Origin of the sequence: uncultured Ruminococcus sp. (genome assembly GCF_937915125.1) — a bacterium.
Taxonomy (GTDB): Bacteria; Bacillota; Clostridia; order Oscillospirales; family Ruminococcaceae; genus Ruminococcus_C.
In genome coordinates this window covers 89,806-105,401 of sequence record NZ_CALDMP010000033.1, presented here as the reverse complement: position 1 = coordinate 105,401, position 15,596 = coordinate 89,806, and the positions used below count along the sequence as shown (strand labels likewise).

The 15,596-nt window shown below is 49.1% G+C and carries 13 protein-coding genes; 5 read left to right on the top strand and 8 right to left on the bottom strand.

Features of this window, described 5'->3' with window-relative positions; all coding sequences use genetic code 11:
* Positions 1-75: 75 nt before the first annotated feature.
* Genes phoU through Q0418_RS03760 form a run of 5 tightly spaced genes read right to left on the bottom strand, consistent with a single transcriptional unit; the run spans position 76 to position 4,111 of the window.
* Entirely contained in the window at positions 76-714 is a 639-nt protein-coding gene (gene phoU, locus Q0418_RS03780) for a phosphate signaling complex protein PhoU (protein ID WP_298482366.1), read from the bottom strand.
* Positions 714-1,463 (bottom strand): phosphate ABC transporter ATP-binding protein PstB, encoded by a 750-nt coding sequence (gene pstB / locus Q0418_RS03775; RefSeq protein ID WP_298482364.1) that lies wholly within the window; start codon positions 1,461-1,463, stop codon positions 714-716. The genes phoU and pstB overlap by 1 nt, the downstream gene beginning before the upstream one ends.
* Before the next feature lie 11 nt (positions 1,464-1,474).
* Complete coding sequence (pstA, locus tag Q0418_RS03770) at positions 1,475-2,377, bottom strand: phosphate ABC transporter permease PstA (protein WP_298482362.1); 903 nt, start codon at positions 2,375-2,377, stop codon at positions 1,475-1,477.
* On the bottom strand, positions 2,374-3,222 hold the full coding sequence (gene pstC, locus Q0418_RS03765; RefSeq protein ID WP_298482360.1) for a phosphate ABC transporter permease subunit PstC: 849 nt from the start codon (positions 3,220-3,222) through the stop codon (positions 2,374-2,376). The genes pstA and pstC overlap by 4 nt, the downstream gene beginning before the upstream one ends.
* Positions 3,223-3,265: 43 nt before the next feature.
* A complete protein-coding gene (locus Q0418_RS03760; RefSeq protein WP_298482358.1) occupies positions 3,266-4,111 on the bottom strand; it encodes a substrate-binding domain-containing protein in 846 nt (281 codons plus the stop codon).
* Between the two features lie 537 nt (positions 4,112-4,648).
* Between Q0418_RS03760 and Q0418_RS03755 the strand changes: the two genes are divergently transcribed.
* The 3 genes from Q0418_RS03755 to Q0418_RS03745 all read left to right on the top strand — a co-directional run bounded on the left by Q0418_RS03755 (position 4,649) and on the right by Q0418_RS03745 (position 7,061).
* The gene (locus Q0418_RS03755; RefSeq protein WP_298482355.1) at positions 4,649-5,185 is read left to right on the top strand and encodes a nitroreductase family protein; all 537 of its coding nucleotides are present in this window, start codon (positions 4,649-4,651) and stop codon (positions 5,183-5,185) included.
* Positions 5,186-5,335: 150 nt separating this feature from the next.
* A complete protein-coding gene (locus tag Q0418_RS03750; RefSeq protein ID WP_298482353.1) occupies positions 5,336-5,848 on the top strand; it encodes an RNA polymerase sigma factor in 513 nt (170 codons plus the stop codon).
* A 1-nt stretch (position 5,849) separates the two neighbouring features.
* Positions 5,850-7,061 (top strand): hypothetical protein, encoded by a 1,212-nt coding sequence (locus tag Q0418_RS03745; protein WP_298482351.1) that lies wholly within the window; start codon positions 5,850-5,852, stop codon positions 7,059-7,061.
* A 99-nt stretch (positions 7,062-7,160) separates the two neighbouring features.
* On the opposite strand, the gene Q0418_RS03740 is transcribed toward Q0418_RS03745, so the two are convergent.
* Positions 7,161-7,901, bottom strand: a complete 741-nt coding sequence (locus tag Q0418_RS03740) for a phosphotransferase family protein (RefSeq protein ID WP_298482349.1) — start codon at positions 7,899-7,901, stop codon at positions 7,161-7,163.
* Between the two features lie 20 nt (positions 7,902-7,921).
* Positions 7,922-10,534, bottom strand: coding sequence for a bifunctional acetaldehyde-CoA/alcohol dehydrogenase (gene adhE / locus Q0418_RS03735; RefSeq protein WP_298482368.1), 2,613 nt, complete (start codon positions 10,532-10,534; stop codon positions 7,922-7,924).
* 483 nt (positions 10,535-11,017) lie between these two features.
* Here adhE and Q0418_RS03730 point away from each other — a divergent pair, with 483 nt between their 5' ends.
* Together Q0418_RS03730 and sigE are read left to right on the top strand one after the other, a co-directional pair.
* Positions 11,018-11,827 carry a sigma-E processing peptidase SpoIIGA gene (locus Q0418_RS03730; RefSeq protein ID WP_298482347.1) on the top strand — a complete coding sequence of 270 codons (810 nt, stop codon included), beginning with the start codon at positions 11,018-11,020 and terminating at the stop codon, positions 11,825-11,827.
* Between the two features lie 17 nt (positions 11,828-11,844).
* Positions 11,845-12,579: an RNA polymerase sporulation sigma factor SigE gene (gene sigE / locus Q0418_RS03725; RefSeq protein WP_298482345.1), complete on the top strand. Its 735-nt coding sequence runs from the start codon at positions 11,845-11,847 to the stop codon at positions 12,577-12,579.
* Between the two features lie 288 nt (positions 12,580-12,867).
* Here the strand turns inward: sigE and Q0418_RS03720 are convergent, their stop codons facing one another.
* A complete protein-coding gene (locus tag Q0418_RS03720) occupies positions 12,868-15,486 on the bottom strand; it encodes a DUF5620 domain-containing protein (protein WP_298482343.1) in 2,619 nt (872 codons plus the stop codon).
* Positions 15,487-15,596 lie beyond the last annotated feature (110 nt).

The window sequence follows — 15,596 nt, the reverse complement described above, 5'->3', positions numbered from 1 at the left end:
TGACGGAAAAGATGCAAGCATATGACGTGCAAAGCCCACAGGCGCTCTTTGTGCGGTGTTGCCATAGGATTTTTCTCACACATGATCGCCTGTAATAGCATAAATGACCCACTCGGAAACATTCACTGCATGGTCGCCGATACGCTCCAGATATTTTGCGATCATGAGCAAATCCAGGGCATCCTCCGCCTTATCCTGATTTGTGCGGATCAGATCTGCCAGTTCACTGCGAACCTTGCTGAACAATGCGTCCACCTTATCGTCTTCCTCTGCCACTTTCTTTGCAAGGGTAACGTCATGGTTTACATAGGAATCCACGCTGTCTGTTACCATGGTAATGACTGCCTTTGCCATTTCCTTGATGTGCACCTTGCTGGAAAAATCCCGGAATGTCACGTGCTTTGTTATATCCGCAATATCGAATGCCTGGTCGCCGATACGCTCCAGATCGGAGATCATTTTCAGTGCCGAGGAAACCACACGCAGATCTGTTGCTACAGGCTGCTGCATCAGCAAAAGGCGCATACAAAGACGTTCAATGTCACGTTCGTACTGATCGATTTCCAGTTCGATACTGGTCACCTTTTCCGCAAGCTTTTTGTCGTCCTCCAGCATTCCCTGTACGGCAACTGAAATGGCATCCTCGCAAAGCGCGCTCATCTGGATCATATCGGTATTCAATGTTGCCAGCTGCGCATCGTAGTAAACTCTCATTAACCGAACCTCCCTGAAATGTAGTCCTCAGTACGTTTATCCTGGGGCTTGGAGAACAGCTGTTCTGTTTCCGCATATTCGATCACTTCGCCCAGGAGGAAGAATGCGGTACGGTCAGAAACACGTGTCGCCTGCTGCATATTATGCGTTACAATGATAATGGTATACTCATTTTTCAGTGAAATGACCAGATCCTCCACCTTTGATGTGGAAATGGGATCCAATGCACTAGTCGGCTCATCCATGAGGAGTACCTCGGGATGCACTGCCAGTGCACGTGCAATACACAGACGCTGCTGCTGTCCGCCGGACATCCCCAGAGCACTCTTGTTCAGACGATCCTTGACCTCATCCCAGATGGCGGCATCCCGGAGAGATTTTTCCACGATCTCATCCAGCTTTGCCTTGGAATGAATCCCGTGGGTGCGGGGACCGTATGCAATGTTATCATAAATGCTCATGGGAAAGGGATTCGCCTTCTGGAATACCATGCCCACACGCTTGCGCAGCATGTTCACATCCATATCGCCGTAAATATCTTCCCCATCCAGACGGATATCGCCGGTGATCTTGCATCCCTCTACCAGGTCATTCATGCGGTTCAGGGACTTCAACAGCGTAGATTTGCCGCAGCCGGACGGCCCGATAAATGCACTTACCTCATGCTCCGGCAGTTCCAGATTGATATTTTTCAGCGCATGAAATGTCCCATAGTACAAGTCCATATCGTGAATTTCAAATTTTGCCATACTTTTCTCTCCTACTTTTTGGTCAGTTTCTTTGCCACAAAGCTGGACAATGCGTTGATTAAAATTACCATTACCAGCAGTACCACCGCTGTGGCATATGCCGGATCCATATATTTTCCCTCACAGAGGAGCTGATACATGTGCACTGCCAGAGTACGGCAAGGTTTCAGCAGACCAGTACATACATCGGTAGAAGTACCGGCTGTGTACATGAGCGCTGCGGTTTCGCCTACGATTCGTCCGATGGCAAGAATAACGCCTGCCAGAATACCCGGCACTGCACTAGGCAGGATGATGCGAAAAATCGTCCGCAAACGTCCTGCGCCCAGACCAAAGCTACCTTCCCGGAAGGAATCCGGTACGCTGAGCAGCGCCTCTTCCGTGGTGCGCATGATCAAGGGCAGTACCATGAGTGCCATGGTGATCGCACCGCCCAGCAGCGAATATCCGAATTTGCAGGCAATGACAAAGGCAAGAAATCCGAACAGACCAAATACGATGGACGGGATACCCTGAAGCGTTTCCGTCGTCATACGGATGATTTTCACCAGGGTCATTTGAAATTTACTGCCCCGATTAGAATATTCCACCAGATAGATGGCAGAACATACGCCGATGGGAACGGCAATGACCAATGTAAGCAGTGTCATCAGCAGCGTGTTAATAATTGCCGGCATCATGGAGCAATTCTCTGTGGTGTATTTCCATTCAAACAGAGACAGCCGAATGTTCGGCACGCCCTTCACCACAATATAAACGATCAGACTGAGCAGCACGCCTACGGTGATAGCCGCAGCGAGAATGGTCACGATCAGAACCACCAGAGAACCCGGATGATGCTTATAGGTCGCCATTTTTTGCTTGAACGTCTGCTGATTGATCCCCACAATGGATTCCACATTTGTTTCGCTCATTTGTTCTCCTTCTTCTTCACCAGAGAGAAGCACACATTGATGATCAGGATAAAGACGAACAGTACCACGCCTGTACCGATCAGTGCTCCTCTATGTAAGTCGGTGGCATAGCCCATTTCCATAACAATATTTGCTGTCATGGTACGAGCACCCTGTAACAAACTCTTTGGCATAACCGGCTGGTTTCCGGCGATCATAACCACTGCCATAGTCTCACCGATGGCACGGCCTACGCCCAGAATAATGCCTGCCATAATACCGGATTTTGCTGCCGGCAACGTGGCACAGTATACACTGCGCTCATGGGTTGCACCCAGTGCCAGAGAGCCTTCATAATAGCTGCCCGGCACTGCACGGAGAGACGACTCCGAAATCTCAATGATGGTCGGTAGAATCATGATACCCAGCAGAATCCCGGCAGTCAGAATGGATTTTCCCGTACCGAAAATGCTCTGCATGATTGGCACAAGCACAACCAGACCGAAGAAACCATAGACAATAGACGGAATACCTGCCAACAGAGAGATTGCCGGTTTCAGAATCTTATACAATCCCTTGGGACAGAAGTGTGCCATAAAGATGGAACACAGCAGACCAATGGGAACGCCCACAAGAATTGCAATGCCTGTGGCATAAATACTGCCAACAATCATGGGCAATATGCCGAATTCACCCTCCTGGGGTTTCCAGACCATGCCGCCCAGGAATTTCAGCGGACCAATCTCCGCAATTGCCGGCAGACCGTTCACAAACAGGAAGATGCAGATCATGGCAACGGCGACAATGGAAATACATGCCGCCACCAGAAAGACGATCTTCATGATGGACTCACGATACTTTTTCATGAATTTCTCCCTTTCGAGAATACTCTATTGCAATTTTCTGCAATTATTCTGCGGTCAGGCTGGACCAATCGGTGATCTCGCCTGTATAGATCTGCTTCACCTGATCCAGGGACAGTTCTTCTACGGAATTGTCCTTATTGACAATAACTGCGATGCCGTCCATTGCCATTACAGTGCTGACAACGCCGGTCTCACTTTCCTTCAATTCACGAGAAGCCATACCGATATCGCAGATGCCTTCCTGGGTAGAAGTAACACCGGTAGTAGAATCGCTCTGCTGTACATCAACGGAAACATCCGGGTTTACACTTGCATAAGCCTCTTTCAGCTTGGTCATAACCGGTGTGACAGAAGAGGAACCTGCTACAACAACGCTTCCGCTTGCACCATTGCTTGTATAACTCTCAGTGCCTACAGGAATATAACCCTCTTCGGTGATCACAGTTGCAGCATCTGTGCTCATGATGTAGTTAAAGAAGTCCTGTGCCGCATCGCTCAGGTCGCTTTCTTTTGTGATGATGTTAAACGGACGGGAAATCGCATAGCTGCCATTTTCTACATTGTCTGTCGTTGCTTCTACACCCTCAATGTTCAGTGCCTTCACAGAATCGTCCAGGGAGCCCATGGACACATAACCGATGGCAGACGCATTGCCGGCAACGGTAGTCAGCATAACAGCTGTGCTGTTAGTCACCTCTGCGCTGGAAACGGTATTGTCCTTGTCATCCTCTGCAATGCCGCAGAGTTCTGTAAATGCACCTCTGGTACCGGAGCCATCCTCACGGGTGATAACAGAGATTGCGCCGCTTGCGCCGCCGCATCCGGTGAGACTACCTGCCAGTACACTGATTGCTGCAGCCGCTGCTGCCATTTTCATCAAAGTTTTCATAAGTAATACTCCATTCTCTTCCTGAATTTGTTCCCTTGGGGAACCTTTTTATTTCCCTGTTCCAATGAACAATTCTATTATATCAGCCCAATGTAAACTCTATCATCCCGGCAATGTTAAATCTATGCTAAATGTTAAATCCGGCGGATGTGCTTTTGTTAATTCGGGAAAAAGTACGTATTTTCGAGGAATTTTGCATTGTAAAAATTAACATACAATGTAAACCTCAGAGAAACCGGCTTGCACAATCTCCAGTCGGAACATGTAGGGGCGACCATTGGTCGCCCGCGTTTCTCATATGCAAAAGATTTACCTGTGGGCGAACACTGTTCGCCCATACATTTGCACCGAATTTGTACAATTATGGAGAATACGGCGGGCATTCGTCATGTTCGGGAACGGTGGGAGCAAGCCCCCGCCCTGCGTATAATTCCGATCTTCACAGGATTTCTTTTATCTAATGTTAATTTCACCGCAACTGTTGCATTTTCCCACAAAACATGCTATACTATAGAAAAAACCGAAAGGATGATTTCCATGGATTTTCTGACATTGGCAAAAGAACGCTGCTCCATCCGTTCCTACGAGGACAAGCCCATTGAACCGGAGAAGTTACAGGCAGTTCTGGAGGCAGGACGGCTGGCACCCACCGGTGTGAACCTCCAGGAGCAGCGGCTTCTGGTGGTGCAGTCTCCGGAGGGCATTGCAAAAATCGCAGAGGCTGTGGTGAAGCCCGATGCCTATACCGCAAAGGCTTTCATTATTGTCTGCGCAGAAAAGGACGCTGCATGGACACGGAAATTTGACGGACACAACATCTATGAAATTGACGCTTCTATTGTTACCACATATATGATGCTTGCTGCTACAGAACAGGGACTGGGTTCTCTCTGGGTATGCCGATTCCAGCCGGATGTGTTGCGTGAGGCATTCCATATCCCAGAAAAGTACATCCCTGTGAACATCCTCTGCCTTGGCTATGCAAAACCGGATGCAGTAAAGCCTATCGACCGCTATGACACCGACCGCAAGCCGCTGGAGGAAACTGTGTGGTATGAGTCCTTTGATGCATAAGTTCTCCTGAAGATATTTCCATAAAAATAAAAAGCACCTGGTGCAATACGCATTCAGGTGCTTTTTTGATTCCTGCTGTTTTTTTCGAAATGGTGAAACCTTTTGCCTGTTTCGTGTATCTAATAGGCAAAGGGAAGGAGGTGAGCGCCCATGATGGAACAGATCCTTGCGGCAAGGGACGGAGACAGCGAAGCTTTTATTTCACTGATGGAGGCTTACAAGCCGGAACTGTACCGGACAGCACGTGCCATTCTGCACAACGATGCCGATGCAGCCGATGCCATACAGGAGACCATACTCACCTGCTGGCAGAAAATCCATACCTTGCGCAAACCGGAATATTGTAAAACGTGGGTCACACGCATCTGCATCAACTGCTGTAAAAAAATCCTGCGGCAAAATCGGAACATCGTCTACGTGGACAGCTACGATGGCATTGAACCGGTAACCGAAGAATACACCTATGCAACGGATACCCTTTTGCAGAAGATCGACAGCCGCTATGCCGTGATACTCTCACTCTACTATAAGGGCGGCTATTCTGTCAGGGAAATTGCAGAAATGATGCACATGAACGAAAACACCATCAAAACAAGACTGTCCCGGGGCAGAAGTGCCTGCCGCAAAGTCAGTCTTTCGGAAGAATCCACAGGAGGTATCTGATATGAACAAGCACTACAACTATACCCAATCCAACGATGACCTGCCAGAGATCGTGGAAGAAAAATGCCAGGAGGCATATGCACAGATTCGTCTCAAAGCAGCATCCGGTAAAAAGCACAGCCATTGGAGTATCCGCAAAAAAGCAGCCGCCATTGTCTCCGTGGCAGCGGCAGCAGCACTGGGAATCACCTTTGCTGCTCCGGCAGTGGCATCTTCGGAGATCATGCAGAATATTTATGCATTTTTTTCAAGTGAAGCAGTCTATTCCAAGGATCCAGCCACAAAGAACAACCTCTCTTCCTATGCACAACTAGTGCAAACAGAAAAAGATGGTTCAAACGGAACACTTCACGTGGAAAGCGTTTACTTTGACGGTGATAATATCAGCATGACCCTACGGCTTACAGATTTACCGGAGAATATGCTAGAGAGCACTTGTCTCAGCGCACCAATCGAAGCAACACTCGGTGGGCAAGAGTTAAAATTCCGTGATATTACTGGTGAATTTGCTGTAGATTCGGAAACTGGAGTGATTGCCTCTATGTCAGAAGAAGCCGAGGGAAAAACCACCTATACAACCATGAGTCTGGCAGGATTTGTAAAATCTGACAATGGATATTGTACCGTTTTAACAGCAACATATGATGGTGAAATAAAAGACACACTCCCTTTGCAACTGTCGATTCCTTATTACAGGGGCAGTAATTCAAGTATTCAAATTCTGGCTTCTGAGACAGAAGATGGCAACCGTTGCTATGAGCCAAAGGACATCGGCATTTGTCAATCTAACCTTTCTCTGGAAACAACTGTCCAATACCAGTCTGGACTGAAAACCACTTATGATGTCCAAGAGACAAAAAACGGCATTACACTGGAACGCATCATTGTTTCACCATTTTCCACTGAAATCGCCATATCTGGTGATTTCGGAGAATATGACACCGTATATATCACTGACCAGAATCAAAATTCGTATCAGCCCATTTTTGACACGGACAATCCCCTGAGTTTCAACGGCATCTCCACATGGGAAGCCCCCTTAACGGATGCAACCTCCATTTCCATTACAATTGTTCCGGATAAAGGGGAAATTGAAGATGGCGGAACTTGTTTCACTGTTCCCATTGAAAAAGGCTATCGTTCTCCGGCAGTTAATAGTTTTGAGACAGCCGATGGAAATGATATCACCTACATTCCTCCTTTGGATGAATAACGCATTTACAATTTTTTCTTTCCCTAGATTTTTTCTCCTTATGACAATAGGCAGATACCACCAATCATCGGCGGCATCTGCCTTTTTGCATATTCCGATTTACTCGTAATCAAACACATTTACCCAACGCAGCAGGAAATCCCGTTCCTGGGGATTGTCTTTCACCAGCTGTGACGCTGCCACAATGGGCAGCCACTGGGACACATACTGTTTTGCCACATCGTTCATACCGCAGAACATATCCAGGTATAGTTCCGCCCAGTCGTCCCTGCCGCTGAGCCGGAACATGAGATATGTCCGTGCTGCATCTGCACTGCCGTTTCCCTGGGTGGCATGTGACCAGTCAATGACATACAGTCTGCCGTCCTTATCCACAATGACGTTGCTGGGATTGAAATCCCCATGGCAAACCTTGATGTGATCCGGCATGGCGTTCAGACGAGTGTGCAGGTCATAGCGTGTGGTGGCATCCAGCCCGGACTGGCTGATCTTCCGGTTCATTTTGTCCTTGAGTTTTGTCAGCAGCGGCGAACGCTTGCTCTGTATCTCCTTTTGCAGCAGCACGAACTGTTCCATATAGCTGCGCACCTGGTCGGGATTGGCTTCCATCAGGGACTGAAGTGTCTCGCCTTCCACGAATTCCGTGACGATCGCCCATTTTCCCTCAACCTTGCGTACCTCCAGCAGCTTCGGGATACGCAGTCCGGTCTCCTCCACACGAGCCTGATTCAGGGCTTCGTTGAGAATGTCCGACTTCTTAAAGCCGTGACCGAATACCTTGACACGGGTATTTCCTTCCCGATAGCTGGTCTTTTCCCGGCTTTCCAACAATGGTTCCATACATTGATTCCTCCTCAGGCTCATTCGCCGTAATATGCTTTCAGATACATCTCACGAATTTCCGAAATCAACGGATAACGTGGATTTGCACCAGTGCACTGGTCATCAAACGCCTGTTCGCTCATTTCATCCAGGGTCTCCAGGAATGCATCTTCCTCAATGCCATACTCCCGGATGCTCTTTTTGATGCCTACCAACGCTTTCAGGTCCTCGATCTTTGCAATGAAATTCTCAAATACCTCTTTCTCCGTTTCGCCTGTCACGCCCACAAATCTTGCGCATTCGCAGTAGCGGGACAGTGCCTTGGGATAGGGATACTGAGAGAACGTGCCCATTTTCCGGGGTGCTTCTGCAATATTATACCGCATGACCTCCGTAATGAGAATGGCATTGGCAACGCCGTGGGGCAGATGGTGGAATGCACCCAGCTTATGCGCCATGGAGTGGCACACGCCCAGAAATGCATTGGCAAACGCCATACCAGCCATGGTAGACGCATTCGCCATTTTCTCCCGTGCCACAGGTGCATTTGCACCGTTTTCGTAACACTCCGGCAGGTAGGTGAAGATATTTTTCAGTGCCTGCAACGCCAGCCCATCGGTATAATCCGTTGCCATAACAGATGCGTATGCCTCCAGTGCATGGGTCATGGCGTCAATACCCGATGCCGCCGTCAGCCCCTTGGGCTGGGACATCATAAGATCTGTGTCAATAATCGCCATATTGGGCAGCAGCTGATAATCTGCCAGCGGATACTTCGTCCCGGTGGCTTCGTCGGTAATGACCGCAAAGGGTGTTACCTCCGAACCAGTACCCGATGAGGTGGGAACAGCAATAAAATACGCCTTTTCGCCCATTTCCGGGAATTCATAAGTGCGCTTGCGGATATCCAGAAAACGCATTGCCATATCTGCAAAGTCTGCCTCTGGATGTTCATACAGCACCCACATGATCTTTGCTGCATCCATTGCCGAGCCGCCGCCCAGAGCAATGATCACATCCGGCTCAAAGGTACGCATCAGCGCTGCACCTTCCTTGGCGCAGGCAAGAGTGGGGTCAGGCTGGACATCGGAAAAGATCTGGTATGCCACACCCATTTTTTGCAGGGATTCTGTCACGCAGGATGTCATACCGCTTTTGAACAGGAACTGATCCGTGACGAGAAAAGCACGCTTCCGGTGCAGCACCTCTTCGATCTCACGCAGTGCCACCGGCAGGCAGCCTTTTTTAAAGTACACCTTCTGGGGCGTGCGGAACCACAGCATATTTTCTCTCCTCTCAGCCACTGTTTTGATATTCAGCAGATGCTTGACGCCAACATTTTCCGAAACGGAATTTCCACCCCAGGAACCGCATCCCAGTGTCAGGGACGGCGCCAGATTGAAATTATACAAATCACCGATACCGCCATGAGAGGACGGTGTATTCACCACAATACGGCAGGCTTTCATCCGATCTGCGAAAATGGCGATTTTTTCTCGCTGCTGCACCTCATCCACATACAGAGATGCCGTATGCCCATAGCCGCCGTCCTTGATAAGCCGGTCGGCATACTGCACTGCCTGTTCGAAATTATCCGCACGGTACATTGCCAGCACCGGAGACAGCTTTTCATGGGCAAACTCCTCGCTGATCTCCACAGATGTGACCTCACCGATAAGCACCCGTGTTTCCTCCGGCACATCCACTTCCGCAAGGGCTGCAATTTTTGCCGCAGGCTGCCCTACGATCTTGCTATTCAAAGAACCGTTAATGAGAATGGTCTTGCGTACCTTTTCCGTTTCCTCCGGTGAGAGGAAATAGCAGCCACGCTTCTGAAATTCCGCACGAACAGCATCATAAATGCTCGTATCCACGATCACCGACTGCTCCGAAGCACAGATCATACCATTGTCAAAGGTCTTGGAATGCACAATGGAATTCACAGCTTTTCGGATATCTGCCGATGCATCAATCACTGCCGGAGTATTACCGGCACCTACACCCAGGGCAGGCTTGCCGCTGGAATAGGCTGCACGCACCATACCGGGGCCGCCTGTTGCCAGAATAATATCCGCCTCACGCATGAGGGTATTGGTCATTTCCAGAGACGGCACATCGATCCAACCGATGATATCCTTCGGCGCACCAGCTTTCACCGCTGCATCCAGAACAATTTTCGCCGCTGCAATGGTACTGTTCTTGGCACGAGGATGGGGCGAAATCAGGATAGCATTGCGTGTTTTCAGGCAAATCAGTGCCTTGAAGATTGCAGTAGAGGTGGGGTTTGTGGTGGGAATTACCGCCGCCACAACACCGATGGGTTCTGCGATCCGCATGGTGCCATAGGCAAGATCTTCTTCGATGACGCCGCAGGTTTTGGTGTTTTTATAGGCGTTGTAAATATACTCAGAGGCATAGTTATTCTTGATGACCTTATCCTCTACCACGCCCATACCGGTCTCCTCCACTGCCATTTTTGCCAGCGGAAGCCGTGCGTGATTTGCCGCAAGTGCAGCAGCCCGGAAGATCCGATCCACCTGTTCCTGTGTGTATTCCGCATACTGCTCCTGTGCGTGGCGCACCTGAGCCAGCTTGCGTTCCAATGCAGGAACACCATCCACCAACGGTCTGTTGTTTTCATTATGATCCATCATATCATTACTCCTATTCTGAATCAGGACGGAACACTTCTGCGACAAGATGCGCAGCGATCCCCACCTGCGACACCGTTGTCACTTACATTATACCACATGAAAAGACGTTCCGTCAATAGATTACTGACGAGGCTGAGGCAACACCGCACAAAGAGTGCCTAGCGGCTTTGCACGTCATATGCTTGCATATTTTCCGTCATATTTCACAAAAATGCTCGTGAATACACAAAGTATTCACTGCGCTTTTTGTTTCATCTGACGAAAAATCTGACGGCGCACCTGACGCGCAATCTTTGTGCGGTATTGCCCTGAATTTTGTTTTTGATACGTGTTTGTTGTGGGAGATATCATCCGTCCGCATTTTTCAGTCGAAAATCCTTTGCCTGTGGGTGGCTAATAGCCGCCCCTACAATCCACCCCACCCCGTTTTGACAGGAACTGCACGGCTGCTTTGCTATAATGGACACAGAGGTGATGGCAGTGAAAACGATTTATCTGGACGTTCTGCTGGTGCAGAGCCTCTATGTCAATTATTTCTTGCTGCGTGCTGCGGCAAAGATTACCCATTCCCGGCTGCAGCTGATGCGCTGTTTCCTGACGGCTGCCGCCAGCAGTCTATTTTCCCTGCTGATCCTGCTGCCGCCCCTGCCAGTACTGCTCCAGTTGTTCTGCAAGCTTCTGGCAGCGGCGGCAACGGTCACCATGGCATTCGGGATCCACCGGGAAAGCTGGCTGAGGCAGTTCGGCTGCTTCTTTGTCTGCAATTTTCTCCTGGCAGGTCTGCTCCTGGCGGTCAGCAGCCTTTCCAGCCATGGATTTGCCACCTGGGGAAACAGTTATTGCTATCTGGATTTTTCCCTGTTACAGCTGATTCTATTCACTGCACTGGCATATTCTTTGCTGCATTTGTGCAGTCTGCTGCGAAACCGCCGCCGTCATACCGATGAGCGCTTTCAGGTATTCCTGCGGCTTGGCGGAAAAACAGCGGCATTGCCGGGACTTGCCGACACGGGAAACAACCTGACGGACACCTTTTCCGGCGTAGCGGTGATCATCTGCAGCGCGGAAATGCTTTTCGATGTGCTGGATGGCAGAACCGTGGAAACACTCCGGGGATATCGCTTAGTCCCCTGTACCACCGTAACAGCCCAGGGACTAATCCCCCTGTTCCGCCCGGATGAAGTCTGCATCCGGAATCTATCCACTGGAAAGAGCCGTGCCGTAGACGCCATGATTGGCATCAGCGGCAGTCAGAAAAGCGCAATTTTTCACCCCAATCTGATGGAATAACAGAAAGGAACCTGAACATGCAAACACTATTCTGGAAGCTTCAACTATTTTTCTCCCAGCTCCGGGACAAACTCGCTGCGCCATGCCGGGTGGATTATATCAATGGCACAGACACACTGCCGCCGCCTCTTTCCAAAGAAGAGGAACAGGCAGTTTTCGTTGCCCTGGAACAAGGCGATCCCCAGGCACGAGAAACACTCATTGTCCACAATCTGCGGTTGGTGGTATACATTGCACGAAAATTCGAGTCCTCTGGTCTGGGGCTGGAGGATCTCATTTCCATCGGCACCATCGGACTCATCAAAGCAGTAGAGACCTTTTGTCCTGCCAAAAAAATCAAACTTGCCACCTATGCATCACGCTGCATTGAAAACGAAATCCTCATGGTACTGCGCAAGAATACCCAGATCCGGGGTGAAATCTCCATTGACGAACCTCTGAGCGCCGACTGGGACGGCAACGAGCTGCTGCTCTCGGACATTCTCGGCACAGACGAGGATATTGTCTGCAAGGACATTGAAACGGAAGCTGAACGCGAAATGCTTCGGGCAGCTGTATCCGAACTGGGCGAACGAGAACAGGAGATCATGGAGATGCGCTTCGGACTGACCGGCGGACGGGAACGCACACAAAAAGAAGTTGCAGAAGCCATTGGCATTTCTCAATCCTACATTTCACGGCTGGAAAAGAAAATCATCCGAAAGCTGCGTAGAAAACTGGAAGAAGCAGACCAGCCTCTCACCGGAAAATAAAAATAGGGCACCTCTAAATACCTCGAATCCATCATATGTGGTGCAGCTTTGTGACAGATTCACTTGCGGAAAAATGCAGGAATGCTTGGTCTATTTCAAGTTTTTCCACAAGTGAAGATGGCACAAAAATGCGCCGCAGATGGCGGGTGAGCGGGTTTTTAGAGGTGACCAATAGTACACATAACAAAACAGCCGCAAGGGTTAGTGCATATCCCCTTGCGGCTGTTCTTATTGTCAGGGTATCGTCAGCCCTGTTTCATTACAATTTTGAGAATCAAGCAGATCCCATTATTCTGCGGACGGCAGTGCCTTAATCAGCGATACCAGGAACTTCAGCAAGATAATTGCATCGTTGTTACCCAGTTCATCGTCTGCATTACAGTCTGCGTTCAGAGTTGCCTGTGCGGAAAGCTTTACAGCACCTGCTGCAGCCTTGTTCAGGAGAACAGCATCTGTGATATCGACACGACCATCTACATTTACATCACCGTACAATGCCTTCAGTTCAGCAGTTGTCTGAGAACCAGTTGTTGTTGTCTTGGATGTTGCAGTAGTTGTTTTTGCCGTTGTGGTTGTGGTCGTCGTTGTTGTTGTCGTACTGGTTGTTGTCTCTGTTGTTTCAGTTGTAACCTCTGCCAGAACATTGACAGTAACTTCAGCAGTCTGACCACCCGGTGTGGTGATTGTCAGAGTTGTTGTACCAACATTCTTACCGCTGACAGTAGCATTCTGACCGTCAGACAGCTTTGCGCTGGCAATGGTCTTATCCTTGGACAGAATGGTGCAGCCCGGTACATTGATTTCCAGAGTTGCGGTTTCGCCGATCTGAACATCAATGGAATCTACAACAGACAGAGTATCCTCGAACTTATGTCCCTTTGCAGAGTTGTTCACGTCATCTGCTGCATAGTAAACTGTTACGTTGTCAATAGAGAAAGAATCCGATACGGTTTCGCCCAAGTTTGCATACCATACACCCATATCCACATGGCTGCCTTCTTCTTCTGCGTTAACGTTGTTCCATGCGCTCTTAGTTGCACCGGTTTCACTGTTGATGGACTGACCAGCAGCAACTGCCGGCGGAATGATCCACATGTAAGTATAAGTCTTTGTGCCCTTTGCCGGCTCATAAGGTGCAACAGCTACAGTATCATCGCTTGCCTTTGGACGGCTTCCTGCTGTGGTCTTTTCCCAATACAGGAGAATCGGATGGCTTGCGTTGCCGCTTTCGCCCACAAAGATGTCATCTGCCTGGCACCAGTTATCCTTCATACCCAGCTTTTCCAGTACACTTGTGCCTGCGCCGACCTGAACCTGATTTGCTTCATCAGAAGTGGTCACGTCGAACTGTACTGCATATACGTCAGCAGTCTTTTCATACTGCATGCCGAAATCAGCATACGGAATAGAAACGGTCTTACCAACAGAAGCAGAACCTGCATTCTTCACAGAAGCAGTGCCTGTGCACGGGAATGTCATAGATTCCTCGTATGTCAGTGTTGCATCAACGATGGTTGCATCTGTAAAGTCGCCCTCTACCAGTTCTGCATACCACAGCTGGAAAGAGATCTGATCTGTTGTTTTTGTGGTAACACAATTTACAACCTGTTCCGGTACATCCCAGGTTACAGTGAAGTAGCTGCCCAATTCCTGCTTTGCCAGGTCAGAACCGCCGCCGACTTCAAACTCGCCCTTGCCGTTACCCCAATCTACACCAGCATCTGTGCACGCCTTCAGAGCAGCACCGCCGATATCGTTGTACCAATAACCAGCAAGAGAATTATCCTTTAAGCCAGCCTGCATCTTTGCATATTCTGTATCCGCTAGACTCATGTACTCTACATTCAGACCGCCGCCATACATAACACGGCTGACATTGGTGTTGTCTGCGGTTTTCAGTGTTAAGCTCAGAGACTTTACCTTTGCACCTGCAGAAACGGTAGTACCCGGCAGGAAATTAAAGTCTGCATAAGTGAACTTGTGGCTATTCAGCGGCAGACCTGCTTCACGGATCGCTTCCTCAGATTCCAGAATCTTGCCGCCATTTTGCGCAGCAAATTCCTCAGAAGCATAGTACTCCTCACTGCAGTTGTCACCGGTGGTCAGTTTAATATCAAGACCATCGATCTTCAGAGAATTCAGTGTTTTTACGGTGCAGCTGTCTCCGCTCTGCTCTACACTGTAGGAAGCGGCACCGCCGTTTGCACTGGAGTAGTACAGACCGCCGGTATTTTCTGCACCGCCCGGAAGATCATCATCACTGTTGATCCATTCCGGCGGCGTGCCTTCACCAGTATCTGTGGTACCGTTTACGGTAATAGACACCAGCGTAATTTCTGCATCCTGTGTACGGGTTTTCTGATCGGTTTCATCGATCAAACCAGTGTAGCAGTTCTGGAACTGGAATTTTCCATCAGCGCCCAGATTTGCATAACTCGGTATTTCCACTACAACTGAAAACTCTGTGGCATAGGGATGACACTGAATTGCTTCTCCGTCCTCAGTCAGTGTATTCGTATCCCAGTAGTAATCGTGCGCTTCATCTGCAGCGCAACCGAAATAATATGAAAAATCGGTTACCATCTGATCTGCCTTCAGATTAAACTGCAGTGTTTTAGGAGTGTCTGTTCCCAACAGGTCTTCCGGTGACTTTCCCTTCGTGTCTGTGAATTTCGTCCAGGTATCTGTTGCTGCCTTGCACATAAAAGTACATTCTGTCGCATTCAGCGGATCCCCCTTCGGGTTTTCCGGATCAGGGTCAGCTGTTACCAATGTTTTTCCTATTGCCACTTCGCTGCCGGCTGCTTCAACAAAAAAAGCACCGCCAGAAGTAACAGCTACAGAACTAGCTGCCATGACCGCACTGACAAGCAGTGCTTTTACTCGCTTATGAAAGGTTTTGCTCATTCATATCGCTCCTTTTTTCAATTGATTTCATCTGTCAGGTTTTCTCTTTTTTCGAAAAGACGGCAGATTGTCTTTTCTGTTTAAGCCTACAAAACGAAACATTCATTTTT

Coding starts and splice junctions, on each gene's coding strand:
- phoU (WP_298482366.1), bottom strand. CDS start 714: ATGAGAGTTTACTACGATGCGCAGCTGGCAACATTGAATACCGATATG.
- pstB (WP_298482364.1), bottom strand. CDS start 1,463: ATGGCAAAATTTGAAATTCACGATATGGACTTGTACTATGGGACATTT.
- pstA (WP_298482362.1), bottom strand. CDS start 2,377: ATGAGCGAAACAAATGTGGAATCCATTGTGGGGATCAATCAGCAGACG.
- pstC (WP_298482360.1), bottom strand. CDS start 3,222: ATGAAAAAGTATCGTGAGTCCATCATGAAGATCGTCTTTCTGGTGGCG.
- Q0418_RS03760 (WP_298482358.1), bottom strand. CDS start 4,111: ATGAAAACTTTGATGAAAATGGCAGCAGCGGCTGCAGCAATCAGTGTA.
- Q0418_RS03755 (WP_298482355.1), top strand. CDS start 4,649: ATGGATTTTCTGACATTGGCAAAAGAACGCTGCTCCATCCGTTCCTAC.
- Q0418_RS03750 (WP_298482353.1), top strand. CDS start 5,336: ATGATGGAACAGATCCTTGCGGCAAGGGACGGAGACAGCGAAGCTTTT.
- Q0418_RS03745 (WP_298482351.1), top strand. CDS start 5,850: ATGAACAAGCACTACAACTATACCCAATCCAACGATGACCTGCCAGAG.
- Q0418_RS03740 (WP_298482349.1), bottom strand. CDS start 7,901: ATGGAACCATTGTTGGAAAGCCGGGAAAAGACCAGCTATCGGGAAGGA.
- adhE (WP_298482368.1), bottom strand. CDS start 10,534: ATGGATCATAATGAAAACAACAGACCGTTGGTGGATGGTGTTCCTGCA.
- sigE (WP_298482345.1), top strand. CDS start 11,845: ATGCAAACACTATTCTGGAAGCTTCAACTATTTTTCTCCCAGCTCCGG.
- Q0418_RS03720 (WP_298482343.1), bottom strand. CDS start 15,486: ATGAGCAAAACCTTTCATAAGCGAGTAAAAGCACTGCTTGTCAGTGCG.